Below are 25,224 nucleotides of genomic sequence, written 5' to 3' on the forward strand. Positions count from 1 at the left end.
AGAGTTGCGTCGATTTGACGCGTGTGAACTAGGTTTGTTGGGACCGCTCATGATTAAGCTTCTTACCGTCGCCAGCGCTGCGCTGGCTCTCACCGTCGTGGCCCAGCCGGCAGCCGCGGCCGTGAATTTCTCGGGCAATTACGCCGTCACGCAATTCAACAGCAACGGCCCTGGCCTGAACGTCTCGGTGTCGCCGAACCCGGGCGCGCTGAACTTCAGCATGAACGACGCGCCGTCGATCCTGAACAACAAGCAGTTGTTCAAGATCTGGACGGATGAAGTCGCGGTCAATCCGGACGACTACAACGGCAGCACGATCACCGTGAAGTTCAACTTCACCGCCCCTGCCGCCGGTAGCGGCGAGATCGGCGGGGTGACCCAGGGCGAGTCCTCCTGGTTCGGCTTCTTCCAGAACGGCGTGGTCCGCTGGACGGGCGACGAGACCATCGACTTCGGCAGCTACGGCGTTCTCAAGATCCACCTGGACGACGCGGTCTTCAACCAAGGCTCGTGGTGGAGCCTCGACAACGGCAAGCGCCATGGCGAGTTCATCACCGCTGATTTCAGCCTCTCTCCGCCGCCGGTCTCGGCGGTGCCGGAGCCGGCGACCTGGGCGATGATGATCACCGGCTTCGGCCTGGCCGGCGCCACGATCCGCCGCCGCCGGGTGACCTTCGCCGCTGCCTAAGCGCCTTCGAAACTGCGGAAAAGGCCGGGATTTTCCCGGCCTTTTTTTGTGCCTGCAAATGGGCCGCTTCGGCCGCCTCTTGTGCGAAAGTTGCACAAATTCCGCAGTTTGCGGCCCGCTTGCAGGGGAATGTGGTCACGCTGACGACACCTTCAGGGTGTGGGCGATTGTCGGGTGTTGGGCTTTCGCGGCGCCATGTCGGCGAGCGCTGACGGGCGCTCGGACACAAGGGTGGCTGTACATGCTCAAATATCTGTCCGCGGCGAGCGCAGCGCTCGCCTTGGCCCTCGCGGCGGCGCCAGCCGGCGCGGCGACCTTCACCGGAGACTACAGCGTCAGTTTCCGGAATTCCGACCCCGGACTGGTGCTCCAGGTGCAAGACCTGCCCGGCGCGTTGAACTTCTCGCTGAACAATGTCGGAGACACAGCCTCGGCGGCGCTGTTCAAGGTCTGGACGAACGAGGCGGCGGTCAATGCCGATGACCTGGTCTCATACCCGATCGCGGTGACCTTCGGGTTCACTGGTCCCAACGCCTTCGGCGGCTCGGTCAATGGCCACTCGCAGGGCGCCAGCGCCCTGTTCGGCCTCTTCCAGAACGGGTCCATCACCTGGTCCGGGGGCGGCGGCACCGTCCTCAACTTCGGCAACGGCGGGAAGCTGCTCGTCGATCTCGACGACGTGGTCTTCAACAGCGGCGTCCTGGGGCTCAAGGGCGGCGTGGGTCACGCGGCGACCATCTGCGCCGAGTTCACGCTGCTGCAGGCCTCGGTGCCGGAGCCCGGCGCTTGGGCGTTGATGATCGTCGGGTTCGGCTTGGCTGGAACGGCCGTCCGGCGGCGTCGCGTCAACCTGGAGCCTGAAGCGGCCTGACAGGGATCGCGCGCCTGCGGTCCGCCTCCACACCGCAGCGGAGCGCCGTTGGGCGTTCGACGCGCGAGAAGGGCCGGGGACCCCCTCCCGGCCCTTCACTCGTGCCTAGGTCCTGGCGAAGACTGCGATCTTGTTGCCGGTCGGGTCGCGCATGTAGGCGCCGAAGAAGGTGGTCGATTCCGCCGGTCGCGGCCCGGGGCCGCCTTCATCCTCGCCGCCATGTTCCAGGGCCGCCGCATGGGCCGCGCGCACTGCATCAGTCGAAGGGGCCTTGAAAGCGATCATGATCCCGTTGCCGCCACGCGCGGCCTGGCCGTCGAAAGGCGGGCAGATGAAAGTGTCCGCATCGCCGCCCCTTGGCCCATAGCCTGCCCAGCCGCCATCAAAGAACTGCCGCTCATAGCCGATCGCACCCAGCACCGCGTCATAGAACGGCATGGCCTGTTCGACGTCCAAAGCGCCGATCGTGACATATCCAATCATGGCGTCCGCCTCCCTTGCGTCCAGGCCGGGAAGCTAGATCAACAATCCGAACATAACAAGAACAAACGGTCTAGTGCGTGATGCGGATGCGCGCCCGGTCCGGTGCGCCGAAGCCGCTCGGGCAACGTGCCGGACGGAAGTCGAGATCATAGCACAGGCGCACGTCCTCAAGGCGGTTGCCGGGCGCCACCTTGATGTAGATTCCGTCCAGGGGGATCTGCCGGTTGCGTCGGACGAAGGCGCGGCGAACATCGCCCGCGGTCGCCGCGCGCGAAAGGTCCGGCGCCTGGATCCGGCTCCATAGGGCCTGGGCCCTGCCGAAATAGGCCTCCGGCGTAGCCCATCCACAGGCGCCGTGGGCCGCCCATTCGTGCTGCAACAGGTGCGCCGACGGCGTCATGCAGTAGTTGGCGCGTACAGTCGCAGGCGAAAGCGCGGGCGCCGGGCGGCAATAGCGAGGATGACGCCCCCGGGAGCCGTTCGGCCAGAGGCCGTGCACCACGAAGCCAAGATGGTTCAGCTCGCACTGGCCGTAAGCCTCGACGTCCGCCTTGCGAGTGCGGCACCATTCGGGCGACCATGTGAGGGCCAGCGCGTAGGATGCGGTCGGTGCGTCCCGCACGATCTCGGCCGCCGGGGGCGGCGACGCTCGCGCCGGGATCAAGTCGCGGGGAAGCGCGCAAGCGCGGAACGGCTCGGCTCCGGCCAGGCTGGGCGCAGCCAGCGCGGCCGCCAGCCAGGGCGCCAGCCTCATCCTTCAGTCCTGGGCAGACGGATCTGGACGAGCTTCCAAGTGAAGATGTCGCGTCGCTCGAACGTGAAGAGCGCTCCGTCCGAGATATTGGCGCCCTTGGCCACGGCGGCGATCCGCACGCGATTGGGGTCCCAGTAGCGCAGCTTGGGCATCGCCCCTTCGCGGGCGCCGGCCGGCGCCTTGCCTGGCCGGTAGCCTCGGGCAAGGTCGTAAAGTCCGGGAGCGCTTAGGTACGGCTCGACCGTGGGCGGCAAGGGGACGACCGGCTCGATGGCGCGTTTCATCGCGCCGATCGGATCGGTCCAGATGTCGGGCGGGGCAGGGGCGCTCGCCGGCTCGGCGGCCACCTGCTGGCGCAGGCCCTGGCGGACCGCGGGATAGTCGACGAGCTGGGCCAGCGCCTGGCCGTCGCCGTCGCGGGCCGCCGCCTTCACGGCCCTGAATGCAAAGAACGGCGCGGTCGCGAAGACCAGCGCCGTTCCGAAGATCGCGATGACGATCAGGCGGAAGGCCGCGCGGCCGAGGCTCCAGTCCCCGTGCGCGCGGCCGTCCATCGGCTTAAGCCGCGGTCTTGGCGAGAGCCGCTTCGAGATTGGCCGCAACCTTGTCGATGAATCCCTCGGTGGTCAGCCAGCCTTGGGTGTCGCCGACCAGCAGGGCCAGGTCCTTGGTCATTGAGCCGGCCTCGACGGTGTCGACGCAGACCTTCTCCAGGGTCTCGGCGAAGTGGGCGAGCTCGGCGTTGTCGTCGAGCTTGGCGCGATGCTTGAGCCCTTGCGTCCAGGCGAAGATCGAAGCGATCGAGTTGGTCGAGGTCGACTCGCCGCGCTGGTGCTGGCGGAAGTGGCGGGTGACGGTGCCGTGGGCGGCCTCGGCCTCCATGATCTTGCCATCCGGGGTGATCAGCACCGAGGTCATCAGGCCCAGCGAGCCGAAGCCTTGGGCGACCTGGTCGGACTGCACGTCGCCGTCGTAGTTCTTGCAGGCCCAGACAAAGCCGCCCGACCACTTGAGCGCCGAGGCCACCATGTCGTCGATCAGCCGATGCTCGTAGGTGATGCCCGCTTCCTTGAACTTCGCAGCGTACTCAGCTTCGTAGACCTCGGCGAAGATGTCCTTGAAGCGGCCGTCATAGGCCTTGAGGATGGTGTTCTTGGTCGACAGGTAGACAGGGTACTTCCGCTGCAGGCCGTAGTTCAGGCAGGCGTGCGCGAATTCGCGGATCGAGTCGTCGAGATTGTACATGCCCATGGCGACGCCGCCGCCGGGGAACTCGAACACTTCGTGCTCGATGGTGTCGCCGTTCTCGCCTTCCCACTTGATGGTCAGACGGCCCTTGCCGGGCACCTTGAAGTCGGTGGCCTTGTACTGGTCGCCGAAGGCGTGGCGGCCGACGATGATCGGCTGGGTCCAGCCCGGGATCAGGCGCGGGACGTTCTTGCAGATGATCGGTTCGCGGAAGACGACGCCGCCGAGAATGTTGCGGATGGTGCCGTTCGGCGACTTCCACATCTTCTTCAGGCCGAATTCGGTCACGCGGGCTTCGTCCGGCGTGATGGTGGCGCACTTCACGCCGACGCCGTGACGCTTGATGGCCTCGGCCGCATCGATGGTGACCTGATCGTCGGTGGCGTCACGATGCTCGACCCCCAGGTCGTAGTAGTCCAGATCGATGTCCAGATGGGGGAAGATTAGCTTGTCCTTGATCCACTTCCAGATGATGCGGGTCATCTCGTCCCCGTCGATGTCGACGACGGGGTTGGCGACTTTAATCTTGGCCATGAGGGCGGAGCACTCCGGAAGTGTGTGACGGATGGGGTAGGGGCCGTATACTAGGCCAAGGCCGCTACGCAAAGGGGCGGAGGCCCGGTGCGGCGTGTCGATGGACTCCTGCCCGCCCTTGCCACAAGGCGTGCTCCCGCCGCAAAACGCGGCATGAACTCCAGCCCTCCCCCCTGCATTATCCTCAACGCCCCCCAACTGGCCCAGAACATCGGCGCAGTCGCGCGGGTGATGGCCAATTTCGGGCTTTCCGACCTACGGCTCGTAAATCCCCGGGATGGCTGGCCGCAGGAGCGGGCCTGGGCGGCCGCCTCGGGCGCGGAATGGCCGCTGAACGCCGCGCGCGTCTATGAGAGCGTGCCCGAGGCGATCGCCGATCTGCATCTGGTCTATGCGACAACGGCGCGACCGCGCGAGCTGCAGCTGCCGGTGATCGGTCCGCGCGAGGCGGCCGCCAACCTATCGCACGAGGTGGCGCAGGGCCGTTCGGTCGGCCTGCTGTTCGGCGGCGAGCGCGCGGGGCTGGAAACCGCCGACATCGCGCTCTGCCAGGCGGTCGTCACCCTGCCGATCGATCCGCGGTTCCGTTCGCTGAACCTGGCCCAGGCCGTGGCCATCAACGCCTACGAGTGGCGCATGACGGTCGAGACCGGCGCGCCGCCGATCTTTCGCGACGGGCCGCCGCCGGCGGAGGCCGCCGCGATGCAGGCGCTCTACGACCACTTCGAGCGCGAACTGGAGGACGCCGGCTTCTTCCACCCGCCCGAGAAGAAACCCTCGATGATGCAGAACCTGCGCTCCGCCCTCGGGCGGGCGCGGTTCTCCGACCAGGAGGTGCGCACCTTCCGCGGCGTGGTCACGGCTCTATCTAAGGGGCGCGGTCGGTCGCTGGAGAAACTGGCCCGCCGCAAGGCCGACGGAGAGTCCTGACCATGTCGCTGCGCGCCCTGCTGGACGGCCTGCCCATTCCGATCCTGCAGGCGCCGATGGTCGGGGCTTCGCCCCCGGCGATGGCGCTGGCCGTGTCGCAGGCCGGCGGCATGGGCTCGCTGGCCGCAGGCGCCCTGGCGCCGGATGCGATCGAGCCCGAAGTGGCCGCCTTGCGCGCCGCCGGCGCTGCGCCGTTCGGCGTGAACCTGCTGATGGCGCCCGCCGCGCGGCCGGACGCCGCCAGCGTCGATGCGGCTCTTGCGCGCCTCGCCCCCTGGTACGCCGATCTGGGCGAGGCCTCGCCGGCCCACCCCAACAATTTCGCCCCGGACTTCGATGCGCAGTTCGCCGCGCTCGTGCGCGCAGCACCGCCGGTGGCGTCCTTCACCTTCAGTATCCTCACCGGCGAGCAGGTCGACGCGCTGCACGCGGTCGGCACGTTTGTGGTCGGCACGGCGACAAACGTGCCGGAAGCGCGGGCCTGGGCCGAGGTCGGGGCGGACGGGATCTGCGCGCAGGGCTTCGAAGCCGGCGGCCACCGCGGTCATTTCCTGGCAGAGCTTGACGCCAGCCTGGTCGGGACCATGGCGCTGACCTCGCTGATCCTTGAGGCGGTCGACCTGCCGGTCATCGCGGCAGGCGGGATCATGAACGGCCGCGGCGTCGCCGCAGCGCTCGCCCTGGGCGCCAGCGCCGCCCAGATGGGCACCGCATTCCTGCTCAGCGACCAGACCGGCGTCAGCGCGCCCTGGCGCAAGGCGGTGGCCGGGGCCGGCGATGACGCCACCCGCCTGACACGGGCCTTTACCGGCCGCTATGCCCGCGGGATCGAGAACCGCTTCATGCGCGAAATGGCCGCCGTGCAGGACGAGGTCCCGGATTATCCGATCCAGAACCGCCTGACCCAGCCGCTGCGGGCGGCGGCGGCCAAGGCCGGTGTCGCCGACATGATCTCGCTCTGGGCAGGCCAGGGCGTACGCTTGGCCGAGCCCGGCGACGCGGGCGACATGGTGCGTGGCTGGTGGCGAGAAGCCGGCGAGGCGTCGGCGCGCCGGGCGGCGCGGACCGCCCAAGCTGGCGGGGGCGGTTCCGACACGCTAGGTTGACCGCGAAATCGGGAGCGCATCCATGAAGAGTTTTGTCCTGGCCATCGCCGCGCTTGGTGTCCTGTCGGCCCCGGCCGCCGCCCAGACCGTCGCCTGCCGCACCGAGGTGGGCCGCACCACCTGCCACGACGTCTACGGCAACATCGTCACCGGCACCAAGGACGCGCTGGGCAACACTATCTGGACCGACCAATACGGCGAACAGGTCAAGGTGCGGCGCGACGCCATGGGCAACGTGACGACGACCTATCCCGATGGGGAGAAGGTCAGCACCCGCCGCGACGCCATGGGCAACATCGTTGTCAAGGACGGCAGCGGCAAGACCACCCGCTGCCGGGTCGATGCGATGGGCAAGTCCCGCTGCCGCTAGACCCTTTCCGGTTCAGGTGGAACCTGACCCGGATGAAAAGGGTCTATCTTCCAAAGTTTAGGAGCGTGACGGGCGCTTCAACCGACTTCCACTTGAAGCTGTCACGCTCTTGGGTTTTTCGCCCTCGACGTTGACTCCTCGGGCGGGGGAGGTCATACACCGCCCCTTCGCGCCGCCGGGCCTGCCTGGCGGGGTTGCGATGCCATGACGGGTTGATCTGACGCCGCCGTTGAAATCGCGGTCCCACTCGCGGGATCGCCGGCACGGGTCGAACGAAAGAGACGAGTATGTCGAAGCGCCAGAGCGCCAAGTACAAAATCGACCGCCGGATGGGCGAAAACATCTGGGGTCGTCCGAAGTCGCCGATCAACCAGCGCGCCTACGGCCCGGGTCAGCACGGCCAGCGCCGCAAGTCCAAGGTCTCGGACTTCGGCCTGCAGCTGCGCGCCAAGCAGAAGCTGAAGGGCTACTACGGCAACCTGACCGAGAAGCAATTCTCGCGCACCTATACCGAAGCCGCCCGCCGCAAGGGCAACACCTCGGAAAACCTGATCGGCCTGCTGGAATCGCGTCTGGACGCCGTCGTCTACCGCGCCAAGTTCGTCCCGACCGTCTTCGCCGCCCGTCAGTTCGTGAACCACGGCCACGTGCTGGTGAACGGCAAGCGCGTCAACATCGCCTCGTACCGGGTGAAGGTCGGCGACGTGGTCACCGTGCGCGAGCGTTCGCGCAACATGGCCCTGGTGCTGGAAGCCCTGCAGTCGTCGGAGCGTGACACGCCCGACTACATCGAAGTCGACACCAAGGGCATGGCGGCCAAGTTCATCCGCATTCCGGAATTCTCCGAGGTTCCGTACCCGGTGAAGATGGAGCCGAACCTGGTTATCGAATTCTACGCGTCCTAACCGGCGCCGAAACGACCAGTCTGTGTGCGAAGGCCCCGGAGCGATCCGGGGTCTTTTGCTTTTGAGGCGCTTGTGGCGGAGTGGCGGCCATGAATCGCCGCCTGTTCATCATCGCCGCTTTGGGTCTGCTATCGGCCTGCGCCACCGCGCCCCTGACCCCGGCGCAATCCGCCCATGCCGAGCTCGAGCCGCTTTACGCCGCAAACGCCGGGCGCGAAGTCCTGAAGATCGAGGTGGCGTCCAACGGCTGCACGGCCAAGGCGGATTTCACCTTCTATGTCGAGCGCTCGGGCGTGGGCACGACGCTGTCGTTCGCGCGCAAGCGCCTGGACCCGTGCCGCGCCTTCGCCATGGGCAAGACCGAACTGGTCTTCACATGGGCGGAACTGGGCCTGGACGGGCATAACCCCGTCTTCCTGCTCAATCCGCTGGCGGCCTGGACCGGGCCGGGCAGCTAGAGCCGACTGAGGCTGGTGATCCGAAGGGCGCTGCCGATCGGCCTCTGATCCAGAAAGCCTTCGTCGTGGCCTGGCACGACAAAGGCGCCTTCGGCGCGCATGTGCGCCAGCCGCCGCTTGGTGGCGACATATTGCGCGGCGTCGAAGGGATGCGGCTGATCGGCGTCCTCCCGGTCCAGCGAGCGGCAGTAGTAGCAGGCGTCGCCTGCCAGAACGTCGCTGCCGCCTTCGCGCCAGACGCGCAGGGATTGGTGCCCACAGGTGTGTCCGGGGGTGGCGAACACCTCGACCGACCCGTCGCCGAACAGGTCATGGACGTCCTCGGTCCGCAGCAGGTCGCGGCCGCCCAACTCGCGTGGGTCTTCGTTCCGGTGCAGCAGAATCCGCGCGTTCGGGATCAGGCCCGCGCCGCCCAGGTGGTCGTAATGGGTGTGCGAGAGGACCAGCGCCCCGAGCCGGGCCGGATCCTCGCCGGCCGCGGCGACCCGCGAAGCGACATCGTGGCCGGCCGGCAATTCGTTGCGAAACGCCTCGAACAAGGTCTGGCCGTCATGCTCGGGGGCCAAGCCTGCGTCGAAGAGGGCGGCGCCGCGCTCCGGATGTCGGATGAGATAGGCGTAGACCGGCAGAACGGCTTCGCCCTCGGCTCCCGTTTCCAGGAACTTCGCCGGCGCCCGGATGGTGCCGCAACGCAGAGGCAGGACTTCGACGGTTCGCATGGCGGCCTCCCGGGACAAGCCTAGATGAAGCGGTCGACGATATCCTGGCTGACGCGCTTGGGGCGACCGCTGGCCTGGTCAATCAGACACCAGACCGTACGGGCCTGAGCGCACATGGCGCCATCCGGGCCGTCGATGCGCACGAACCGGTCGAAGCGGGGGCCGTCCGGAGCGTCGGCGACCCAGGTGCGGGCGGTGGCCGTCTCGCCGGGCATCAGGGCGCGGCGATAGTCGATCTCGTGCCTCAACACGATCCAGGCCCAGCGGGCCTGTTCCTCGTTCGGCTGGATGGACCGCCAATGCGACGTCGCCATGTCCTGAATCCAGCGGACATAGACGACGTTGTTCACGTGCCCGTTCTCGTCGATGTCCGACGCAGCGGGCGTGAACTCGCGGGAAAAGACCTGACGGCCGGGCGGTGGTTCGAGAACGCGGCTCACGCCGCCAGGACGCCTTGCTCGGCCAGGAAGGTCTTCAGTTCCCCCGACTGGAACATCTCGCGGATGATGTCGGCGCCGCCGACGAACTCGCCCTTCACATAGAGCTGCGGGATGGTCGGCCAGTCGGTGAAAGCCTTGATGCCTTCGCGCAGTCCGTCGTCCTGCAGCACGTCGACGCCGACGAAGTCCGTTCCGAGGTGGTCGAGAATCTGAACGACGACGGCGGAGAACCCGCAACGCGGCTGTTCAGGCACGCCTTTCATGAACAGCACGACGGGGTTTTCGGCCACGGTCTTGGCGATGAAGTCGTGGACGGGATCGGCGGTCGTGATGTCGGTCATGGGCTTGAGCCTTTGCGGCGTAAAAGACTTCTCAGAGCTAGGGAGCCGGGGGCCCGGGGTCAAGCGCCTCAGGCGCGTCGCTCGGCCGCGATCTGGCCGAAGCGGGCCATCTCGATCTGGGCGGCGACGCCGGTCGGCAGGTCGCGGTCGGGCACGGCGGCCATCCGGTCGATGCTGCGGCCTGCCTCAAGCTGGATCGTCGCAAAGGCCGGCTCGGTGAGCGTGTAGGCGAGGCAGAGCTCCTCGTGCGTCCAGCCGGGCGTCTCCTGCAGGAAGGCGTAGGAGCCGACGCTGCTCGACAGCGGATCGGGGCGGCGCACGCCCAGCAGGCCGCGCCGCATAGGCCGCTCCACGTCGCCGCGCGTCGCAGGCTTGGCGTGCAACCCGCTCGGGAATGGATTGCAGCCGATGAGCGTCATGTTGGCGGCGGAGGCGTCGCGGATGCGCCGGCGGGCCTGCCAGTCGGAGGTCAGGTTGAACGACGTGGCGAGCACGTCGAAGGTCTGGCTGCCGATGCACTGCTCGATGGCCTCGCCGTCACCGGCGATGCCGATCTGCAGGCACACGCCGCTCGTGCGCAGGTCGCTGAGATAGCTCATCGCGTCGGGCGTGAGGATCTCGATCGCCGACTCGTCGATCATCAGCAGGTCGAGATAGCGGGCGCGGGTCTTCTGCAACGCGCTGCGCACGCTGTCGGCGATGTCGCGGGCGGTGATCGAGCCGACCGAACTGCCGCGCAGGCGCCAGCCCAGGAAGATCAGCCGTCGCTCGACCGCGGCGAGGGCTTCGCCCACGCCCAGGGTCAGGACATCCGAGCCAGCCGTCACCTCGAAGCAGTTGATGCCGTTCTCCATGGCCCCGAAGACCAGCGAGCGCCAAGCCGACGGCGCGCCCATGTTCGGCGCATCCCGCAAAAGCAGGCTGACGGCCGAAACCGCCTTTCCCGACGCGCCGAATGGACGATAGCGCACCGGAGGTTCCCGTCAGGCTGGGGTGGAGGTTTCGAGCGCCAGGGCGTGCAACTCGCCGCCCACCTTGCCTTTCAGCGCGCTGTAGACCAGCTGGTGCTGCTTGATGCGCGTCAGGCCCGCGAAGGCGGCCGAGACGATCCGGGCGCGATAGTGGTCGCCGTCGCCGGCCAGGTCGTCGATGGCGATCTGGGCGTCGGGGAACGCCTCGCGCAGGCTGGTTTCCAGGTCGGCCATGGACATGGGCATGGGGGCGGCTCCACTCAGCGAATCTTTCTGCGTCAGAAAGCTTAACAACCGCTGGATTGGGGAGCCGGTTGCGAGAGCGCAAGAGCTCAAAGCGTCGGCGCGATCTCCTCGTAGCCGCGACCGAGGAATTGCAGCAGGCACAGGCCGTTGCCGAACGGGTCGGACAGCGCCGCGATGCGGCCCCAGACATGGGTCTTGGGCTCGCCCTCCAGCCGCGCGCCGGCGTCCAGGGCGCGGGCCAGAGCGACGTCCAGGTCGTCGACCACGAGGTCGAGATGGACCGGCGTCCAATGGCGGGCGTAACGGCGCAGGTCGTCGCCTGCGCCGACCGATCCCTCCGGCTTGATCAGCAGATAGAGCCGGGCGGGCAGGCCGCACAACTCCACCCCGCCGTCGCCGAAGCGGCGCGTGACCTTCAGGCCGAAGGCGGTGGTGTAGAACGCCTCCGCCGCCATGAGGTCGGGGACGTCGATGTTGACGAGCAGGTCCATCGCCGTCCCCTGCGGGCCTAGTCGACGATGGCCGAGTAGATCAGGCTCTTCAGCTGACCGCGGAAGTTGAAGGTTCCCGACGGCATCAGCTGAGTCATGAATACGACCGATAGCTCCTCCTTCGGGTCGACCCAGAAGATGGTCGAGGCCGCGCCGCCCCAATAGTAGTCGCCCGCGCCGAGTTGGCCGGTCTCGACCTCGCCCATGGTGGACGCGAAGCCGAGGCCGAAGCCGACGCCGTCATTGGCGGTCTCCGAGAAGCTGCCCAGCGCGGTGGTCGAGAGGTCCTGACCGCGGGGCAGGTGGTTCATGTGCATCATGGCCAGGGTGCGCGGGCCGAGGATGCGATGGCCGTCAAGTTCCCCGCCCCGGCGCAGCATCTCGCAGAAGCGCAGGTAGTCGTCGGTGGTGCCGGTCAGGCCGCCCCCGCCCGACTTGAAGCTGACAGGTCGGGCGTAGGCGCTGGTCACGGGGTCGTCGATGAGCTTGAGTTTCTTGTCCGGCCCGCGCTGGTAGTTGGCGCAGAAGCGATCGGCCTTTTCCGGCGCGACCGAGAACGCGGTGTCCTTCATGCCGAGAGGGCCGAAGATCTCGTCCTGAAGATACTGGTCGAAGGGTTTGCCGGAGATCACCTCGACCAGGGCGCCGCAGACGTCGGTGGCCAGCGAGTACATCCAACGCTCACCGGGGTGATAGACCAGCGGCACCTGGCCGAGCTTGTCGAGGAAGCCCTGCATGGTGTCTTCGCCCCCGAAGGTCCGGACCTTGAGGGCGCGATAGATCTTGTCGACGGGGTGCTGGATGCCGACGCCGGGCAGGCCGCCGCCATAGGTCAGGCCGGCCATATGGCCGAGCACGTCGCGGAACGAGATCGGCCGGCGCGCCGGCTCGGTGACCATGGCTTCGTCTTCGCCCGAGACGTAGACCCGATGGTTCTTCCACGAGGGGACGAAGCGGCTGACCGGATCGTTGAGCTGGAAATAGCCCTTCTCGTAGAGGGTCATGAGCGCGACCGAGGTGATCGGCTTGGTCATCGAATAGATGCGGAAGATGGCGTCGTCAGCCATCGGTTTGCCGCGCTCGATGTCCATCGAGCCGAACGACTTGCGATAGGCCAGCTGGCCACGGCGGGCGACGGCGATCTGCGCGCCCATGATCTTCTGCGGCCCGATATAGGATCGCTCGATATGCTCGCCGATGCGCTCGAGGCGAGCGGCGTCCAGGCCCGTCCACTGAGATTGGGCGTCCATCAAATCCTCCCGAAAGAATACCGTTGGTTCTAATTGTCGGCATCATGCGGCGCGAACGGCGCATGGCAAAGAGAATCGTGAGGAGGGGACAGTGCAGGCTCTGATAGTGCAGGCGGCCGAGATCGGCGAACGGCTGAAGGCGGGTAAGCAGACGGTGGCGGTGGCCGAAAGCTCGTCCGGCGGGCTGGTCAGTGCGGCGCTGCTGAGCGTACCCGGCGCCTCGGCCTACTATCTCGGCGGCGGAGTGATCTACACCCCCAAGGCCCGGGTCATGCTGATGGAGATCCCGAAGGAGGCGCTGGCGGGCATGCGCTCGGCCAGCGAGCCGTACGCCCTGCTGCTGGCGCGCACGGTCCGCGAGCGGTTCGGGGCGACCTGGGGCGTGTCGGAGACCGGCGCCGCCGGGCCGACCGGCAATCCTTATGGCGACGCGGCAGGCCATACTTGCGTGGCGGTGTCCGGGCCGGTGGAATTCGTCACCACCATCGAGACCGGATCTACCGACCGGATCGCGAATATGGAGGCCTTCGCGGCTGCGGCCCTGGCGCTGCTGTCGAAGGCCAGCGCCTAGCGGCGATCGCGGCGGAACTTGGCCGCGTCGGCGGCGAGCGACGAATAGACCGCATCGTCGGGATCGGGTTCGGCATGAAACGGCAGCTCGCCGGCCACGCCGCGCAAGGCCAGCCACAGCTGCGGCGCGAAATGGTCGAACATCCGTAGCGGACGGCGCTTGTCGTCTGTGACGTCCCAGCCTGCGGCTTCGAAGGCGACGACCTGATCGCGGACAGGCTTGCGTTCGACGCGGTCCCAGCCTTCGGGACGGGGAACGTCGTCGGCCTCATCCTGGGTGAGCCCGAACAGCGCGCGCGAGACCTCGTCTATCTCCGGATAGTTCGAGCGCGCGTCGGCGTCCGCATAGCGCGGCTGCATCAGCGCCTTGTCTTCCAGATCGCGGACGCCCGGCAGGTCGATGAGGCGGCGGAGCTTGGTCACGCCTAGCCGCCCATATAGGCCGGCATCCAGCCCTCGTGCTCGGCGCGCAGCTTGGCCAGAGGCAGGGTGAAGAGGCCCTCGACCGCCAGGTCCGCGCCGCCGGCCTTGCCGACGACCGTGGCCTCGACGCCGGCGGCCTTGGCCGCCTCCAGGATCGGCGCAGCGTCCTTCACGGCGACCAGGTAACGGGCCTGGTCTTCGCCGAACAGGAAGGCGTGGGCGGCGAGGCCGTCTTTCGCGCCAAGGCTCAGGCCAGTGTTCGAAGCCAGCGCCATCTCGGCCGCGGCGGCGATCAGGCCGCCATCGGAAAGGTCATGACAAACAGTGGCTTGGCCCGAGAGAATCAGGTTTCGCACGAAGTCGCCGACCTTGCGTTCCAAGGCGAGGTCCACGGGAGGCGGAGCGCCTTCCTCGCGGCCCAGCACCTCACGAAGATACATCGAGGCGCCGAGCTCGCCGACGGTGGAGCCGATCAGCACCAGGGCGTCGCCCTCGGTCATGCCCGCGAAGTCCGCGCGGTACGTGTAGTCGGGGATCAGGCCGACGGCGCCGACGGTGGGGGTGGGCGGAATCGCCGCCCCGTTGGTCTCGTTGTAGAGGCTGACGTTGCCGCTGACGACCGGGAAGTCGAGGTCGGCGCAGGCTTGCGCCATGCCTTCGATGGCGCGGACGATCTGGCCCATGATCTCGGGCCGCTCGGGATTGCCGAAGTTCAGGTTGTCGGTGATGGCGATCGGATCGGCGCCGACGGCGGTCAGGTTCCGCCAGGCCTCGGCCACGACCTGCTTGCCGCCCTCGAAGGGATCGGCCTGGACGTAGCGCGGGGTGCAGTCGGAGGTGACGGCCAGGGCCTTCCTGCCGCCGTGCACCCGCACGATGCCGGCGTCGGCGCCGGTGGCGCTGTCTTCCAGGGTGTCGGCCATGACGTGGCGGTCGTACTGTTCCCATAGCCAGCGCTTGGAGGCCATGTCGGGGCTCGACATCAGCTTCACGACCGCGGCGGCGTAGTCGGCGGGGGCGGCGACGTCGGCGGCGGTAAGACGCGGCAGCTGGGTCGGAGCGAGCCATGGACGGTCATAGAGCGGGGCGTCGTCGAACAGCGGCGCCAGCGGTACGTCGCAGACCACCTCGCCCTTGTGCTTGAGCACCAGGCGGCCGGTCTCGGTGGTGTGGCCGATGGTGGCCGCGTCCAGGCCCCACTTTTCGAAGATGCGGCGGCCGTCTTCCTCGCGGCCCGGCTTCAGGATCGCCAGCATGCGCTCCTGGCTCTCCGACAGCATCATCTCGTAGGCGCTCATGCCCTCTTCGCGCTGGGGCACGTCGTCGAGGGTCAGCTCGATGCCGACCCCGCCCTTGCCGGCCATCTCCACCGAGGACGAGGTGAGGCCCGCCGCGCCCATGTCCTGGATCGCGGCGACGGCGCCGGAGGCCATCAGTTCGAGCGTGGCTTCGATCAGCAGCTTTTCGGCGAAGGGGTCGCCCACCTGCACGGTCGGGCGCTTTTCCTCCGAGGCGTCGTCGAACTCGGCCGAGGCCATGGTCGCGCCATGGATGCCGTCACGGCCGGTCTTGGAGCCGAAATACACCACCGGCAGGCCGGGCGCCGGGGCGGCCGAGTAGAAGATCTTGTCGGCGTCGGCGAGGCCCACGCACATGGCGTTGACCAGGATGTTGCCGTCATAGCCGCGGTGGAAGTTGGTCTCGCCCGCGACGGTGGGCACGCCCACGCAGTTGCCGTAGCCGCCGATGCCCGCGACCACGCCGGAGACGAGGCGCTTGGTCTTCGGATGCGACGGGTCGCCGAAGCGCAGGGCGTTCAGCAGGGCCACCGGCCGCGCGCCCATGGTGAAGACGTCGCGCATGATGCCGCCGACGCCCGTCGCCGCGCCTTGATAGGGCTCGATGTAGGACGGGTGGTTGTGGCTCTCCATCTTGAAGATGCACGCCTGGCCGTCGCCGATGTCGATCACGCCGGCGTTCTCGCCGGGGCCGCAGATCACGCGCGGGCCCTTGGTCGGGAACTTGCCCAGGTGCTTCTTGCTGGACTTGTACGAGCAGTGCTCGGACCACATCACCGAGAACACGCCCAACTCGACCTCGTTGGGCTCGCGGTTCAGGCGTTGCAGGATGACGTCGTATTCTTCCGACTTAAGGCCGTACTCGGCCGCGGTCTCGCGAAGGCTCTTGGCAGGCTGGGCGCTCATGGCCGCGCATATAGCGGGACTCTGCCGCGAGGGGGAGGGGGGAGGCGTCGGTGCGGCGTCAGCGCCTCCGATTGTTCAGGCCGGCGTCGCCAGCTTGGCGCCCACCACGCCGACGACGATCAGGGCCATGAAGCCGATCTGGACGGGGGACATCCGCTCGCCGAACAGCATGGCGCCGCAGATCGCGACGCCGACGGCGCCGAGGCCGGTCCAGACGGCGTAGGCCGTGCCGGCCGGCAGGCCGCGCATGGCGAGCGCCAGCAGGCCCATGTTCACGAAGGACAGGGTGATCGGGACGGCGGCCGCCTGCCAGGTAGCCTGGATTCCCGCCCATTTCAGGCTGAGCGCCCAGATGATTTCGGTGAGCACGGCGACGCCGAGGATGAGCCACGCCATCGGATTTCTCCTGATCTTGCGGGCTCGGACCTGAGGCGGCGGCCGGAAACCCGAAAGAGGCTGCGCGCTCCGGCTTTCTAGGCGACCTTCGGCGCTGCGCCAAGGAACCGCTTGTCGCGGGCTGTTTAGTCTTGTTATGCAAGTCGTATCGCCGAGGTTGGCGAAGAGACCGCATCCAAGGAGCGCCCATGCCGCAAGCCCTGATCATCGACGCCTGCCGCACGCCGCGCGGGATCGGCCGGGTCGGCAAGGGGGCGCTGGCCGACATCCATCCCCAGCAACTCGCCGCGACGGTGCTGAAGGCGCTGGCCGAGCGGAACGATCTCAACACCGCCGAGGTGGACGACATCGTCTGGGGCACCTCTACCCAGACCGGCAAGCAGGGCGGCGATCTGGCCCGCATGGCTGCGCTGGACGCAGGCTATGACGTGCGGGCCAGCGGCGTGACTCTGGACAGGTTCTGCGGCTCGGGCCTGACGGCGGTGAACATGGCCGCCGCGCAGGTCATGTCGGGCATGGAGGACCTGGTGATCGCCGGCGGGACGGAGGTGATGTCCTATTCCACCGCCGGGCCTCCGCCGATGCTGGACGCGGGCAACATGCGCCTGCGCGGGCGTCATCCGCAGGTGCTGCCGGGCCTCTGCGCCGACGCCATCGCCAGCCTGGAGGGCATCGGCCGCCAGGCGCTCGACGAGCTGGCGTTCTCCAGCCAGCAGCGGGCCGATGCGGCGATCCGCGAGGGGCGGTTCGCCAAGTCGCTCGTGCCGGTCCATCGCGAGGATGGAAGCCTCGCCCTCGACCGCGAGGAATACCCCCGCCCGCAGACGACGTTGGATGGGCTGGCGGCGCTGAAGGCCTCGTTTGGCCCTCTGGCGGCGGCTCCGGTCGAGCCCGGCGGCCCGACTTTCGGGGACCTGGTGCGTCGCGTCTATCCCGACCTCGAGATCGAGCACGTGCACCATGCCGGCAACTCGTCAGGCGTGGTCGACGGCGCGGCGGCCTTGCTGTTGGCTTCGCCCGAATACGCCGCCCGGAACGGCCTGAAGGCTCGCGCCCGAGTGGTCGCGACGGCCAATGTCGGCGACTGCCCGACCCTGATGCTCAACGCGCCGGTCCCGGCGGCCAGGAAAGTGCTGGAGAAGGCCGGACTGACGCTGGACGACATCGACCTCTTCGAGGTCAACGAGGCCTTTGCAGTGGTGGCCGAGAAGTTCATCCGCGACCTGGACCTCGACCGCGAGAAGGTGAATGTGAACGGCGGGGCCATGGCGCTTGGGCACCCGATCGGCGCGACCGGCGCCATTCTGATCGGGACCATGGTCGACGAACTGGAGCGGCGCGGCGCGCGTCGCGCGCTCATCACCATGTGCGCGGCCGGCGGCATGGCGCCGGCCATCATCATCGAACGGGCCTAGGCGGCCTTCTTGTCGTCGAGGAAGGTCTCGCTATGGGCGTGGCATTCCCAACCGCCCTCGCCGCGCACCCAGGTCGAGCTGTCGGCGGCGCGAAGCTCCGACGACTTGCCGCCCATGGTGACGTTCTGGCGGACGGTGTAGGCGATGATCGCCACGTTCGGGGCGGGCGTGGCGACCTGCACGTCGTCGAACTCGTACGAGTGCAGGGCCCAGTCGCCTTCCTCGGTCATCTTGCCCATGCGGTCCTTGGCGATGCTCATCACGCCGCGGGCGCCGGTGACCAGGCTGTTGGCGCCTGAAAGCGCGGCCGTCCGGTCGCCGTCCTTGGCTTTGATGGCTTCCCAGTAGGATTTCTCGAGGGCGATGATCTCCTCGCTGGTGGGGTTCGCAGGCATCGTGACCTCCTTTGCGTCGCCGGTGGAAAATCATCCTGGCGCGGGCAAGGTTCCGATGCGGCGCGGTCGATCAGGCGGCGTATTCGAGGAAATCGGTGACGGAGTCGCGGCTGGGCGCGAAACCGCGCAGCTGAAGCAGGGCGCCGGCGTTGCCGCGGTGGTAGGTCCCGTGCATGCAGACGTGCAGCAGGATCTCGCCGCGACGCATACGCGCCGGCTTGCCGCTGGTGAAGGCGAAGTCGACGGGTTCTTCCAGTTCGGGCGGGCCTAGCGCGGCGACATAGTCAGCGTACCAGTCGTCGACCTTCCGCATGCCCTCGGCCAGGGCCTCGAAGGTGGGCAGGGCCTCCGATCTCGCCGCCTTGAAGCCGTGCGGGCGGCCCAGCAGGTGGTGCTGGAAGATCAGGTCCACCGTGTGGATGTGGTCGAGAACGAGGAGCATGAGGCTGGCGTCTTCTGGCGACAATCGGTCGAGGTTCCGGCCGACGACGTCGTAGAGGCCGTGATCGGCCCAACGCTTGATATCGATGAGCTGGGCGTAGGGCTGCTGGGCCATGTGGGTCCTTTCAGAAGGGGATGCGTTCTGAGATCGGATTGATAATATGAGCGATAGCTCGTATTGTGTACTCGCATCGCCGGAGGCGTAGGGGAATGGCCCAGCGGCCGCTTACAAAGCCCAGGAAACAAGCGTCCCAGGAGCGCTCGCGCGCCACGGTCGAGGCCCTGGTCGAGGCGACCGCTCGCATTCTGGTTCGGGACGGCTTCGACAAGGCAAGCACCAATCGCATCGGCCAGGAAGCTGGCGTCAGCATCGGCTCGCTCTATCAGTACTTCCCAAGCAAGGAGGCGCTCGTCGTCGCGCTGATCCAGCGGCATAACCGGCAATTGATGGCGGTGGTCTACGCGGCGCTCGACGAGGTCGAGGAGGCGCCGCTTGAGATCGGGGTGCGCAGGCTGGTCGCCGCCGCCATCGCCGCCCACCGGCTAGATCCGAAGCTGCACCGCGTCCTGGCCGAACAGATTCCGCGCACCGGCGCGCTGGAGGACGTGGAGGGCTTCAACCGGGAGGCTCACGACCTCTTCAGGGCCTATCTGGGGCGCAAGCGCGCGGAGGTGCGGCCCCTCGACCTCGACCTCGCCGCCTTTGTCTGCATCACCTCGATAGAGGCGGTGACCCACACGGCCGTGCTGCATCGGCCGGAGATGCTGACGGATGAGGGGGCGGAAGCCCTGGTCGACGAGGCGGCCCGCCTGGTGCTTGGCTATCTGCTCTAGACTCAAGCCTCAAGCCTTCGAGGCTGGATCGGGCAGGCCCAGGATCCGCTTGGCGATGATGTTGTTCTGAACCTCGTGGCTTCCACCGAAGATGGTGGTGGCCTTGCCGTGCAGCCAGATGCGCACGACCTCGAGCTCCTCGGCGGTGAAGGCCTCGCCGTCCCAGCCTAGACCCTGTGCGCCCATGATCTCCACGGTCAGCTCCGCCCGATCCTGCAGCACCTTGGTGCCGGCGTTCTTGAGGATCGAGGTGGCCGCGCTGGGGCCGCCGCTGCGCGCCTCGCTCATCACCCGCAAGGCGGTGAGCTGCAGGGCGCGGTTATCCATCTCGTACTGGGCGATACGCATGCGCAGGTCTGGGTCGGCGATGGCGCCGGCCTCGTTGCGGCCGACATACTCGGCGGCCAGTTCGGGCAAGGGGCGACCGGCTCCGAAGGCCTCGCCGGCCTCGGAGATCGCCGAGCGCTCATGCTGCAGCAGGCGCTTGGCGATGGTCCAGCCGCCGTTCAGCGGCCCGAGCAGATCCTTCTTTTCCGCCCTGGCGTCGGTCAGGAACGTCTCGCAGAACGGCGAGCTGCCGGCGATCAGGCTGATCGGCCGCACCTCGACCCCCGGCTGGTCCATGGGGAACAGCACGAAGGAGATGCCCTCATGCTTCTTCGTCGTATCGGTGCGCACCAGGCAGAAGCACCAGTCGGCATGGTTGGCGTCGCTGGTCCACAGCTTCTGGCCGTTGATCCGGTAGTGATCGCCCATGTCGACCGCCGCTGTCTGGAGCGAGGCCAGGTCCGATCCCGCGCCGGGTTCGGAGAAGCCTTGGCACCAGACCAGGTCGCCACGCGCGATCGGCGGCAGATGCTCGGCCTTCTGGGCGTCGGTTCCGTATTCCAGCAGGGTGGGCCCCAGAAGCATGACGCCCATGCCGCCGATGGGATTGTAGGCGCGCGCTGCGCGCAACTCGTCGCGAAGAATGCGCGCCTGCGCCGTCGTCAGTCCGCCGCCGCCGTATTCCCGCGGCCAGGTGGGCACACCCCAGCCTGCCCCGCCCATTGCGCGCCGCCAGGCGTCCTGGTCCGGAGTCAGAGCCGCGCCGATCTCGGGCGTTGGAGAGCCGGCGAGGGCGGGCGGGAAATTGGCCGCAATCCAGTCCCGCGCCTGCGCCTGGAACGTATTCCCGCCGCTCGCCTCGACAGCCGACATCCTCGCCTCCGACATTAACTTGCAAATAGCAACTTATTTGGCGACGTCAGGGCGTCAAGGCGCGTTTTGCAGCGCGGCGATGCGTCAGGCCGCGGAGGTTTGGGCGTCCAGCGCGCCGGCTACGGCGGCGATCAGGGCGTCCCGGTCAATCGGCTTGGCGACATGGCCGTTCATTCCCGCCGTATGACAGCGCGCGATCTGTTCGGGCAGGACGTCGGCGGTGAGGGCGAGGATAGGCGTGCGGGCCTCCGGACCCGGCATGGCGCGGATGGCCCGTGCCGCGGCCAGCCCATCCATGACCGGCATATGGACGTCCATCAGGACGAGGTCGAAGCGGCGGCGTCCCAGGGCGACGACGGCCTCAGCGCCGTCCTCGGCAGTCGCCACCTCGCAGCCGGCCAGCACGAGGATCGCCTCTCCCAGTTCACGGTTCAGCGGATGGTCGTCGACAAGCAGGATCTGCGGCGCGCGATCCGGCGATAGGGCGGCCGCCTGCGCGGGCGACTGCTGGGCGGCCTCGGCGGTCGCCAACTGCACCGGCAGTTCGATCCAGAAGGTGGAGCCTTCCCCCTGGGCGCTGACCACGCCGATCCGTCCGCCCATCTGCGTGACGAAGGCGCGGCTGATGGCCAGACCCAGGCCCGTGCCGCCGAACCGGCGGCTGATCGAGCTGTCGGCCTGGGTGAAGCGCTGGAACAGCCGTTGCTGGACTTCGGGCGCGATGCCTATGCCGGTGTCCTCGACTTCGAAGCGCAGCAGGCCGGCGTCGGCGTTCAGAGTCGCGCGCGCCGTGACTTGGCCTTGCGGCGTGAACTTCACGGCGTTGGAGAGCAGGTTCAGTATCACTTGCCGCAGCCGCGCCTCGTCGAGTTGAAAACGCGGCGCTTCCTCGAGGGCGATCTCGATGCGCAGATCCACGCCCTTGGCCTCTGCGGCTGGCGCAGCGATGGCGACCGCGTCCCGCAGGACGGCGGCGGGCGAGGCTGGCGCAAGGTTCAGTTCGAGGGCGCCTGCCTCGACCTTCGAGAAGTCGAGCAGGTCGCCGACGATCTCGGCCAACGAGCGCCCGGCGCGACCGACGAGTTCCAGGCGGCGCTGATTCTCGGGCGTCAGATCGGCCTGGTCGACGACCAGCGAGGTGAAGCCGAGGATGCTGTTCAGAGGCGTGCGGATTTCGTGGCTGATGGTGGCCAGGAAGTCGGACTTGGCCTGGCTGGCGGCACGGGCGCGTGCCTCGGCGGCGCGCGCCGCGGCGGTGCGCCGCGCCAGCAGCGCCGCCAGGCGGTGCTGGCGGAAGAGGGCGAGCGCCGAAACCAGGCTGACCGCGTAGACGACGGCGTGCAGAAGCTGGGCTTGGCGCAGAGCGGGCAGAGCGAGCGCCGGCTCGACGCCGGTCCTGGCCAGCACCGCCGGAACGGCCGCAATCAGAGAGGCGGGCACAATGAGCGCCACGGCGCGCAGTCCGCCCCGGAAGGCGGACAGCAGCACGGGCGCGAACAACAGGACCTGGAGGTCCGGCGCCCAGCGGTAGAGGGCCGCCGCTGCAATGGCGGTCAAGGTGACGGTGAGGATCACTTCAAGCCAGGTCGCGGGAAACTCGCGGCCGTGCCGATGGTCGAACAGGATCAGCAGGGTGGGCAGTATGATGATCACGCCGAGGACGTTGGCGGTGATCCAGTCGCTCCACGCGGTCCAGAAGGAGAGGCCCATGGACAGGGCGAGCAGGCCGTTGACGACGATCGAGGTCGCTGCGGTCAGGACGCCCGAGACGCCGACGATCGCCATGAGGCCGCGGTAGCGCCGGATCCGCGTGGGGATGCGCAGGGCGCGCATGACCGCCGCGGTGAGATAGACCTGCGCCGCGTCGAGTGCGGTGATGGTCAGGGCGAACTTCAGCGGATCGCCGGCCAGCAATTCCAGCGCCACGTGCAGGACGCTGGCGATGACCAGCAGCGCCGTCGCGGGGCGGCGGGGCAGCACCAGCAGGCCGGCGACGGCGACCGCGTTGGGTATCCAGATCGTCGGCAGATTGTGGGTGGCGCCCGAGAGGAAGAGGCTGTGGGCCATGGCCGCGGCATAGCCGGCTGTCAGGGCGGCCACGGCGCCCCAGTTCGGCTCAACGCGTCTGCGTCCTTGGCCTACGCCCAAGCCCGCCCCCCATACTCGACGGCGCGGAGCATGGGGGGCGATGTGTCGGTTTTTGGTTAAGGGGGCGAGCCCCTATTCGGCCGCGATGGCGGTCGCGGGCGCAGGCCGGATCGCCCGGCTGGGACGACCGTCGATCGACACCGGAAGATCGCCAGCCAGGGTCACGCGGCGCATCACCCTGTGCTGGTCGCCGTAGTCGTCGACTGCGTAGTGCTGGGTGGCGCGGTTGTCCCAGATGGCGACGTCGCCCTGCCGCCAGCGCCAGCGGACGGTGTTTTCCAGCCGGGTCACATGCTCCTGCAGGGTGTCGTAGATGCGGCGGGAGTCGGCGGTCGAGAAGCCGACCAGGCCCTTCACGAACTGGCCGAGGATCAGGCTGGGCTCGCCGGTCACCGGGTGGACCCGGACCACCGGATGCTCGGTCTCGTAGACCGTGGAGGCGAAGACGTTGCGGTGACGCTCGATCTGGGCGGCAGAGGCGTTCGGCTTGGCGGCGGCGTAGTCGTAGGCGTTGGTGTGCAGCGCCCAGAGCGTGTCGGCGAGGTCGCGCAGCGGCGGGGGCAGGCGGGCGTAGGCCTCGGCGGTATTGGCCCAGGCGGTGTCGCCCCCGGAGGCCGGAGAGACGACAGCGCGCAGGATCGACGCCTTCGGATAGGCCGGCACGAACGTCACGTCGGTGTGCCAGGCGTTGGCGCGGCCGCCATGCTGCGAGTCGAGTTCCAGCAGGTAGCTCGATCCATCGCGCACCGGCACGGTCGGATGGGCGACGGGATCGCCAAGGCGGGCGGCGAAGGCCTCCTGCGAGGCGTCGTCGAGATGGGCCTGGTCGCGGAAGAACAGCACCTTGTAGCGGTGCAGGGCGTCCTCAATCGCCGACAGGGTCGGCTGGTCGAGATCGGCCGACAGGGTGACGCCTGCGACTTCAGCGCCGATGCGGCCGCCGACGGGGCGGATGTCGAGTTCAGTGGTCATGGAAGCTCCTTGGGGCTGGATGATGAAGATCATTCGGCCGGGGCGAGGGCGGCGTCGCGCTGCTCCAGCTGGCTGCGGATGTCGGCGTGGCGGGTCTCGTCCAGCGAGAAGCCGGAGATGAGCCAGGCCGAGGCGAGGTGGGCGACGGCGGGACCGAGGGCGAAGACCAGCTTCAGCGCCAGCAGCGACTCGGGGGTGTTGATCGCGCCGGGCTTGAAGCCCAGCAGACCGACCAGCGGCAGGGCCACGCCGACCGCGACGGCGGTGGCGGCCTTGCCGGTCAGGCTGAAGATCGAGAACAGCAGCCCCGTGCGGTCCACCCCGGTCTCCAGCCGCTGCTTGTCGGCGACGTCGGCGACCATGGCGCGGAGCATCAGGTTGCCGGAGCCCTGGGCCAGGCCCTGGGCGACGGTCAGGGCGAACAGCAGCGGCAGCGCTCCAGGCGTCACCGCCAGCAGGCCGAGATTGATCGCCACCTGGGCCAGTTCGCCGACGACGGCGGCGCGGTGCTTGCCGAGCCGGTAGCCGATCCTCAGCCAGATCGGGCCGGCGAACACCCCGAACACGAACTGCAACAGAAAGAGGCCGGCCGCCAGGTCGGGCCGCCCGACATAGGCCGAGACGAAGAAGACGAAGAGCGACGAGCGGATCAGCTGGCCTAGAGTGACGGCGAAGTCCGAGGTCAGCACCTTGAGCAGCAGCGGGTCGCGGGCGGCCAGCGCCAGGTCGCGGCGAAAGCCGGTCTGCTGGGGGTGCGGCGGCGGGGCAGGTGGCTCATGCACCAGGAGCAGTGCGCCGAGGATAGCGGGCACGAAGGTGACGAGGATGAAGCCGCCCATGACGGCGACCTTCATTTCGGCGTCGGCCGGGCGGCCGGCCGACGCCCCCAGCTGGTCGAGCGCGGCCGGCAGGATCAGCACCAGCAGCAGGCCGGCGGCGGTGGCGACCTGGAAGTAGGTCTGGACGCGGCTGCGCTCATGATACTGGGCCGCCAGCTGCCCGGCCCAGGCCGAGACAGGGATCTGGATCATGGTCCAGCCGATGTAGAAGATCACAAGCCAGACGCTCAGCCAGATCGCGCCCGGCTTCATCCCGAACAGGTGCGGGGCGAAGATCGCCGCGGTGGCGATCACGAACAGCGGGGCGCCGGCCGCGATCCACGGCTTGCGTCGGCCGAAGCGGCTGCGGGTCCGGTCCGACAGCACGCCGACCAGCGGGTCGGTGATCGCGTCCCAGACCCGGCTCAGCATGAAGATCAGGCCGACGAGACCAAGACCCAGGCCGAGGTCCTGGGCGTAGTACGGCGGCAGGTAGACGGCGAGGGGCAGGCCCGCCCCGGCCAACGGGATCGCCAGGGCGGCGAAGACGGCGAGACGCCAGGCCGGCAGTCGGTCGGTGGAGGGACGGGCCATGACCTGCGC

General features: G+C 68.3%; 30 protein-coding genes. 10 read left to right on the plus strand and 20 right to left on the minus strand.

Translation table 11 applies throughout. From position 1 onward, the window contains the following. Window positions 1-49 precede the first annotated feature (49 nt). Both ACE3T2_RS01190 and ACE3T2_RS01195 read left to right on the plus strand, forming a co-directional pair. Entirely contained in the window at window positions 50-688 is a 639-nt protein-coding gene (locus ACE3T2_RS01190; RefSeq protein WP_374653825.1) for a PEPxxWA-CTERM sorting domain-containing protein, read from the plus strand. A gap of 241 nt (window positions 689-929) precedes the next feature. Then, on the plus strand, window positions 930-1,559 hold the full coding sequence (locus ACE3T2_RS01195; RefSeq protein ID WP_374653827.1) for a PEPxxWA-CTERM sorting domain-containing protein: 630 nt from the start codon (window positions 930-932) through the stop codon (window positions 1,557-1,559). A 105-nt stretch (window positions 1,560-1,664) separates the two neighbouring features. Here ACE3T2_RS01195 and ACE3T2_RS01200 read toward each other — a convergent pair whose 3' ends face one another. From ACE3T2_RS01200 to ACE3T2_RS01215, 4 genes are all read right to left on the minus strand, one after another. Then, window positions 1,665-2,042 (minus strand): VOC family protein, encoded by a 378-nt coding sequence (locus ACE3T2_RS01200; protein WP_374653829.1) that lies wholly within the window; start codon window positions 2,040-2,042, stop codon window positions 1,665-1,667. A 70-nt stretch (window positions 2,043-2,112) separates the two neighbouring features. Beyond that, the gene (locus ACE3T2_RS01205; RefSeq protein WP_374653831.1) at window positions 2,113-2,796 is read right to left on the minus strand and encodes a ribonuclease T; all 684 of its coding nucleotides are present in this window, start codon (window positions 2,794-2,796) and stop codon (window positions 2,113-2,115) included. After that, the gene (locus ACE3T2_RS01210) at window positions 2,793-3,350 is read right to left on the minus strand and encodes a DUF2939 domain-containing protein (protein ID WP_374653833.1); all 558 of its coding nucleotides are present in this window, start codon (window positions 3,348-3,350) and stop codon (window positions 2,793-2,795) included. The genes ACE3T2_RS01205 and ACE3T2_RS01210 overlap by 4 nt, the downstream gene beginning before the upstream one ends. A gap of 4 nt (window positions 3,351-3,354) precedes the next feature. Then, window positions 3,355-4,578 carry an NADP-dependent isocitrate dehydrogenase gene (locus ACE3T2_RS01215; protein ID WP_374653835.1) on the minus strand — a complete coding sequence of 408 codons (1,224 nt, stop codon included), beginning with the start codon at window positions 4,576-4,578 and terminating at the stop codon, window positions 3,355-3,357. A gap of 153 nt (window positions 4,579-4,731) precedes the next feature. Here ACE3T2_RS01215 and ACE3T2_RS01220 point away from each other — a divergent pair, with 153 nt between their 5' ends. The 5 genes from ACE3T2_RS01220 (at window position 4,732) to ACE3T2_RS01240 (ending at window position 8,347) form a co-directional block, all read left to right on the plus strand. Continuing rightward, a complete protein-coding gene (locus ACE3T2_RS01220) occupies window positions 4,732-5,508 on the plus strand; it encodes an RNA methyltransferase (RefSeq protein ID WP_374653837.1) in 777 nt (258 codons plus the stop codon). 2 nt (window positions 5,509-5,510) lie between these two features. Then, window positions 5,511-6,614 carry an NAD(P)H-dependent flavin oxidoreductase gene (locus ACE3T2_RS01225; RefSeq protein WP_374653839.1) on the plus strand — a complete coding sequence of 368 codons (1,104 nt, stop codon included), beginning with the start codon at window positions 5,511-5,513 and terminating at the stop codon, window positions 6,612-6,614. A 22-nt stretch (window positions 6,615-6,636) separates the two neighbouring features. After that, the gene (locus ACE3T2_RS01230) at window positions 6,637-6,984 is read left to right on the plus strand and encodes a hypothetical protein (protein ID WP_374653841.1); all 348 of its coding nucleotides are present in this window, start codon (window positions 6,637-6,639) and stop codon (window positions 6,982-6,984) included. Between the two features lie 287 nt (window positions 6,985-7,271). Beyond that, window positions 7,272-7,889 (plus strand): 30S ribosomal protein S4, encoded by a 618-nt coding sequence (gene rpsD, locus ACE3T2_RS01235; protein WP_374653843.1) that lies wholly within the window; start codon window positions 7,272-7,274, stop codon window positions 7,887-7,889. A gap of 89 nt (window positions 7,890-7,978) precedes the next feature. Beyond that, the gene (locus ACE3T2_RS01240; protein ID WP_374653845.1) at window positions 7,979-8,347 is read left to right on the plus strand and encodes a hypothetical protein; all 369 of its coding nucleotides are present in this window, start codon (window positions 7,979-7,981) and stop codon (window positions 8,345-8,347) included. Here the strand turns inward: ACE3T2_RS01240 and ACE3T2_RS01245 are convergent. The 7 genes from ACE3T2_RS01245 to ACE3T2_RS01275 form a co-directional block, all read right to left on the minus strand. Next, the gene (locus ACE3T2_RS01245; protein ID WP_374653847.1) at window positions 8,344-9,066 is read right to left on the minus strand and encodes an N-acyl homoserine lactonase family protein; all 723 of its coding nucleotides are present in this window, start codon (window positions 9,064-9,066) and stop codon (window positions 8,344-8,346) included. The genes ACE3T2_RS01240 and ACE3T2_RS01245 overlap by 4 nt on opposite strands. A 20-nt stretch (window positions 9,067-9,086) precedes the next feature. After that, the gene (locus tag ACE3T2_RS01250) at window positions 9,087-9,506 is read right to left on the minus strand and encodes an acyl-CoA thioesterase (RefSeq protein WP_374653849.1); all 420 of its coding nucleotides are present in this window, start codon (window positions 9,504-9,506) and stop codon (window positions 9,087-9,089) included. Further along, window positions 9,503-9,847 carry a Grx4 family monothiol glutaredoxin gene (gene grxD, locus ACE3T2_RS01255; RefSeq protein WP_374653851.1) on the minus strand — a complete coding sequence of 115 codons (345 nt, stop codon included), beginning with the start codon at window positions 9,845-9,847 and terminating at the stop codon, window positions 9,503-9,505. Before grxD ends, ACE3T2_RS01250 begins: the two co-directional genes overlap by 4 nt. Before the next feature lie 68 nt (window positions 9,848-9,915). Beyond that, window positions 9,916-10,818: an aldo/keto reductase gene (locus tag ACE3T2_RS01260; protein WP_374653853.1), complete on the minus strand. Its 903-nt coding sequence runs from the start codon at window positions 10,816-10,818 to the stop codon at window positions 9,916-9,918. Window positions 10,819-10,830: 12 nt separating this feature from the next. Further along, window positions 10,831-11,064: a BolA family protein gene (locus ACE3T2_RS01265; protein WP_374653855.1), complete on the minus strand. Its 234-nt coding sequence runs from the start codon at window positions 11,062-11,064 to the stop codon at window positions 10,831-10,833. Between the two features lie 86 nt (window positions 11,065-11,150). Continuing rightward, complete coding sequence (locus tag ACE3T2_RS01270; RefSeq protein WP_374653857.1) at window positions 11,151-11,555, minus strand: VOC family protein; 405 nt, start codon at window positions 11,553-11,555, stop codon at window positions 11,151-11,153. 17 nt (window positions 11,556-11,572) lie between these two features. Beyond that, on the minus strand, window positions 11,573-12,805 hold the full coding sequence (locus tag ACE3T2_RS01275; RefSeq protein ID WP_374653859.1) for a serine hydrolase domain-containing protein: 1,233 nt from the start codon (window positions 12,803-12,805) through the stop codon (window positions 11,573-11,575). A gap of 91 nt (window positions 12,806-12,896) precedes the next feature. Here ACE3T2_RS01275 and ACE3T2_RS01280 point away from each other — a divergent pair, with 91 nt between their 5' ends. Next, window positions 12,897-13,376, plus strand: a complete 480-nt coding sequence (locus ACE3T2_RS01280) for a CinA family protein (RefSeq protein ID WP_374653861.1) — start codon at window positions 12,897-12,899, stop codon at window positions 13,374-13,376. Here the strand turns inward: ACE3T2_RS01280 and ACE3T2_RS01285 are convergent. The 3 genes from ACE3T2_RS01285 to ACE3T2_RS01295 form a co-directional block, all read right to left on the minus strand. Next, the gene (locus ACE3T2_RS01285; protein WP_374653863.1) at window positions 13,373-13,798 is read right to left on the minus strand and encodes a hypothetical protein; all 426 of its coding nucleotides are present in this window, start codon (window positions 13,796-13,798) and stop codon (window positions 13,373-13,375) included. The genes ACE3T2_RS01280 and ACE3T2_RS01285 overlap by 4 nt on opposite strands. A gap of 2 nt (window positions 13,799-13,800) precedes the next feature. Continuing rightward, complete coding sequence (purL, locus tag ACE3T2_RS01290; protein WP_374653865.1) at window positions 13,801-16,002, minus strand: phosphoribosylformylglycinamidine synthase subunit PurL; 2,202 nt, start codon at window positions 16,000-16,002, stop codon at window positions 13,801-13,803. Between the two features lie 75 nt (window positions 16,003-16,077). After that, window positions 16,078-16,398 carry a multidrug efflux SMR transporter gene (locus tag ACE3T2_RS01295; protein ID WP_374653867.1) on the minus strand — a complete coding sequence of 107 codons (321 nt, stop codon included), beginning with the start codon at window positions 16,396-16,398 and terminating at the stop codon, window positions 16,078-16,080. Window positions 16,399-16,586: 188 nt separating this feature from the next. Between ACE3T2_RS01295 and ACE3T2_RS01300 the strand changes: the two genes are divergently transcribed. After that, window positions 16,587-17,813, plus strand: coding sequence for an acetyl-CoA C-acetyltransferase (locus ACE3T2_RS01300; RefSeq protein ID WP_374653869.1), 1,227 nt, complete (start codon window positions 16,587-16,589; stop codon window positions 17,811-17,813). Here ACE3T2_RS01300 and ACE3T2_RS01305 read toward each other — a convergent pair. Continuing rightward, a complete protein-coding gene (locus ACE3T2_RS01305; protein ID WP_374653871.1) occupies window positions 17,810-18,208 on the minus strand; it encodes a nuclear transport factor 2 family protein in 399 nt (132 codons plus the stop codon). The genes ACE3T2_RS01300 and ACE3T2_RS01305 overlap by 4 nt on opposite strands. A gap of 70 nt (window positions 18,209-18,278) precedes the next feature. Next, complete coding sequence (locus ACE3T2_RS01310) at window positions 18,279-18,764, minus strand: DinB family protein (RefSeq protein WP_374653873.1); 486 nt, start codon at window positions 18,762-18,764, stop codon at window positions 18,279-18,281. Between the two features lie 95 nt (window positions 18,765-18,859). Here ACE3T2_RS01310 and ACE3T2_RS01315 point away from each other — a divergent pair, with 95 nt between their 5' ends. Continuing rightward, window positions 18,860-19,483 carry a TetR family transcriptional regulator gene (locus tag ACE3T2_RS01315; protein WP_374653875.1) on the plus strand — a complete coding sequence of 208 codons (624 nt, stop codon included), beginning with the start codon at window positions 18,860-18,862 and terminating at the stop codon, window positions 19,481-19,483. Window positions 19,484-19,492: 9 nt separating this feature from the next. Here ACE3T2_RS01315 and ACE3T2_RS01320 read toward each other — a convergent pair whose 3' ends face one another. From ACE3T2_RS01320 to ACE3T2_RS01335, 4 genes are all read right to left on the minus strand, one after another. Continuing rightward, window positions 19,493-20,683, minus strand: coding sequence for an acyl-CoA dehydrogenase family protein (locus ACE3T2_RS01320; RefSeq protein ID WP_374653877.1), 1,191 nt, complete (start codon window positions 20,681-20,683; stop codon window positions 19,493-19,495). Window positions 20,684-20,767: 84 nt separating this feature from the next. Continuing rightward, complete coding sequence (locus ACE3T2_RS01325) at window positions 20,768-22,783, minus strand: ATP-binding protein (RefSeq protein WP_374653879.1); 2,016 nt, start codon at window positions 22,781-22,783, stop codon at window positions 20,768-20,770. Between the two features lie 120 nt (window positions 22,784-22,903). Continuing rightward, complete coding sequence (locus ACE3T2_RS01330; protein ID WP_374653881.1) at window positions 22,904-23,803, minus strand: TauD/TfdA dioxygenase family protein; 900 nt, start codon at window positions 23,801-23,803, stop codon at window positions 22,904-22,906. Between the two features lie 29 nt (window positions 23,804-23,832). Beyond that, complete coding sequence (locus ACE3T2_RS01335) at window positions 23,833-25,215, minus strand: MFS transporter (protein WP_374653883.1); 1,383 nt, start codon at window positions 25,213-25,215, stop codon at window positions 23,833-23,835. Window positions 25,216-25,224: the final 9 nt, after the last annotated feature.

Origin of the sequence: Phenylobacterium sp. (genome assembly GCF_041919955.1) — a bacterium.
In the GTDB taxonomy this organism is placed as follows: Bacteria; Pseudomonadota; Alphaproteobacteria; order Caulobacterales; family Caulobacteraceae; genus Phenylobacterium.

Excerpts from the sequence above, each read along its gene's own strand:
- ACE3T2_RS01190 (WP_374653825.1), top strand. The coding sequence starts at position 50 with ATGATTAAGCTTCTTACCGTCGCCAGCGCTGCGCTGGCTCTCACCGTC.
- ACE3T2_RS01195 (WP_374653827.1), top strand. The coding sequence starts at position 930 with ATGCTCAAATATCTGTCCGCGGCGAGCGCAGCGCTCGCCTTGGCCCTC.
- ACE3T2_RS01200 (WP_374653829.1), bottom strand. The coding sequence starts at position 2,042 with ATGATTGGATATGTCACGATCGGCGCTTTGGACGTCGAACAGGCCATG.
- ACE3T2_RS01205 (WP_374653831.1), bottom strand. The coding sequence starts at position 2,796 with ATGAGGCTGGCGCCCTGGCTGGCGGCCGCGCTGGCTGCGCCCAGCCTG.
- ACE3T2_RS01210 (WP_374653833.1), bottom strand. The coding sequence starts at position 3,350 with ATGGACGGCCGCGCGCACGGGGACTGGAGCCTCGGCCGCGCGGCCTTC.
- ACE3T2_RS01215 (WP_374653835.1), bottom strand. The coding sequence starts at position 4,578 with ATGGCCAAGATTAAAGTCGCCAACCCCGTCGTCGACATCGACGGGGAC.
- ACE3T2_RS01220 (WP_374653837.1), top strand. The coding sequence starts at position 4,732 with ATGAACTCCAGCCCTCCCCCCTGCATTATCCTCAACGCCCCCCAACTG.
- ACE3T2_RS01225 (WP_374653839.1), top strand. The coding sequence starts at position 5,511 with ATGTCGCTGCGCGCCCTGCTGGACGGCCTGCCCATTCCGATCCTGCAG.
- ACE3T2_RS01230 (WP_374653841.1), top strand. The coding sequence starts at position 6,637 with ATGAAGAGTTTTGTCCTGGCCATCGCCGCGCTTGGTGTCCTGTCGGCC.
- rpsD (WP_374653843.1), top strand. The coding sequence starts at position 7,272 with ATGTCGAAGCGCCAGAGCGCCAAGTACAAAATCGACCGCCGGATGGGC.
- ACE3T2_RS01240 (WP_374653845.1), top strand. The coding sequence starts at position 7,979 with ATGAATCGCCGCCTGTTCATCATCGCCGCTTTGGGTCTGCTATCGGCC.
- ACE3T2_RS01245 (WP_374653847.1), bottom strand. The coding sequence starts at position 9,066 with ATGCGAACCGTCGAAGTCCTGCCTCTGCGTTGCGGCACCATCCGGGCG.
- grxD (WP_374653851.1), bottom strand. The coding sequence starts at position 9,847 with ATGACCGACATCACGACCGCCGATCCCGTCCACGACTTCATCGCCAAG.
- ACE3T2_RS01265 (WP_374653855.1), bottom strand. The coding sequence starts at position 11,064 with ATGCCCATGTCCATGGCCGACCTGGAAACCAGCCTGCGCGAGGCGTTC.
- ACE3T2_RS01270 (WP_374653857.1), bottom strand. The coding sequence starts at position 11,555 with ATGGACCTGCTCGTCAACATCGACGTCCCCGACCTCATGGCGGCGGAG.
- ACE3T2_RS01275 (WP_374653859.1), bottom strand. The coding sequence starts at position 12,805 with ATGGACGCCCAATCTCAGTGGACGGGCCTGGACGCCGCTCGCCTCGAG.
- purL (WP_374653865.1), bottom strand. The coding sequence starts at position 16,002 with ATGAGCGCCCAGCCTGCCAAGAGCCTTCGCGAGACCGCGGCCGAGTAC.
- ACE3T2_RS01295 (WP_374653867.1), bottom strand. The coding sequence starts at position 16,398 with ATGGCGTGGCTCATCCTCGGCGTCGCCGTGCTCACCGAAATCATCTGG.
- ACE3T2_RS01300 (WP_374653869.1), top strand. The coding sequence starts at position 16,587 with ATGCCGCAAGCCCTGATCATCGACGCCTGCCGCACGCCGCGCGGGATC.
- ACE3T2_RS01305 (WP_374653871.1), bottom strand. The coding sequence starts at position 18,208 with ATGCCTGCGAACCCCACCAGCGAGGAGATCATCGCCCTCGAGAAATCC.
- ACE3T2_RS01310 (WP_374653873.1), bottom strand. The coding sequence starts at position 18,764 with ATGGCCCAGCAGCCCTACGCCCAGCTCATCGATATCAAGCGTTGGGCC.
- ACE3T2_RS01315 (WP_374653875.1), top strand. The coding sequence starts at position 18,860 with ATGGCCCAGCGGCCGCTTACAAAGCCCAGGAAACAAGCGTCCCAGGAG.
- ACE3T2_RS01320 (WP_374653877.1), bottom strand. The coding sequence starts at position 20,683 with ATGTCGGCTGTCGAGGCGAGCGGCGGGAATACGTTCCAGGCGCAGGCG.
- ACE3T2_RS01330 (WP_374653881.1), bottom strand. The coding sequence starts at position 23,803 with ATGACCACTGAACTCGACATCCGCCCCGTCGGCGGCCGCATCGGCGCT.
- ACE3T2_RS01335 (WP_374653883.1), bottom strand. The coding sequence starts at position 25,215 with ATGGCCCGTCCCTCCACCGACCGACTGCCGGCCTGGCGTCTCGCCGTC.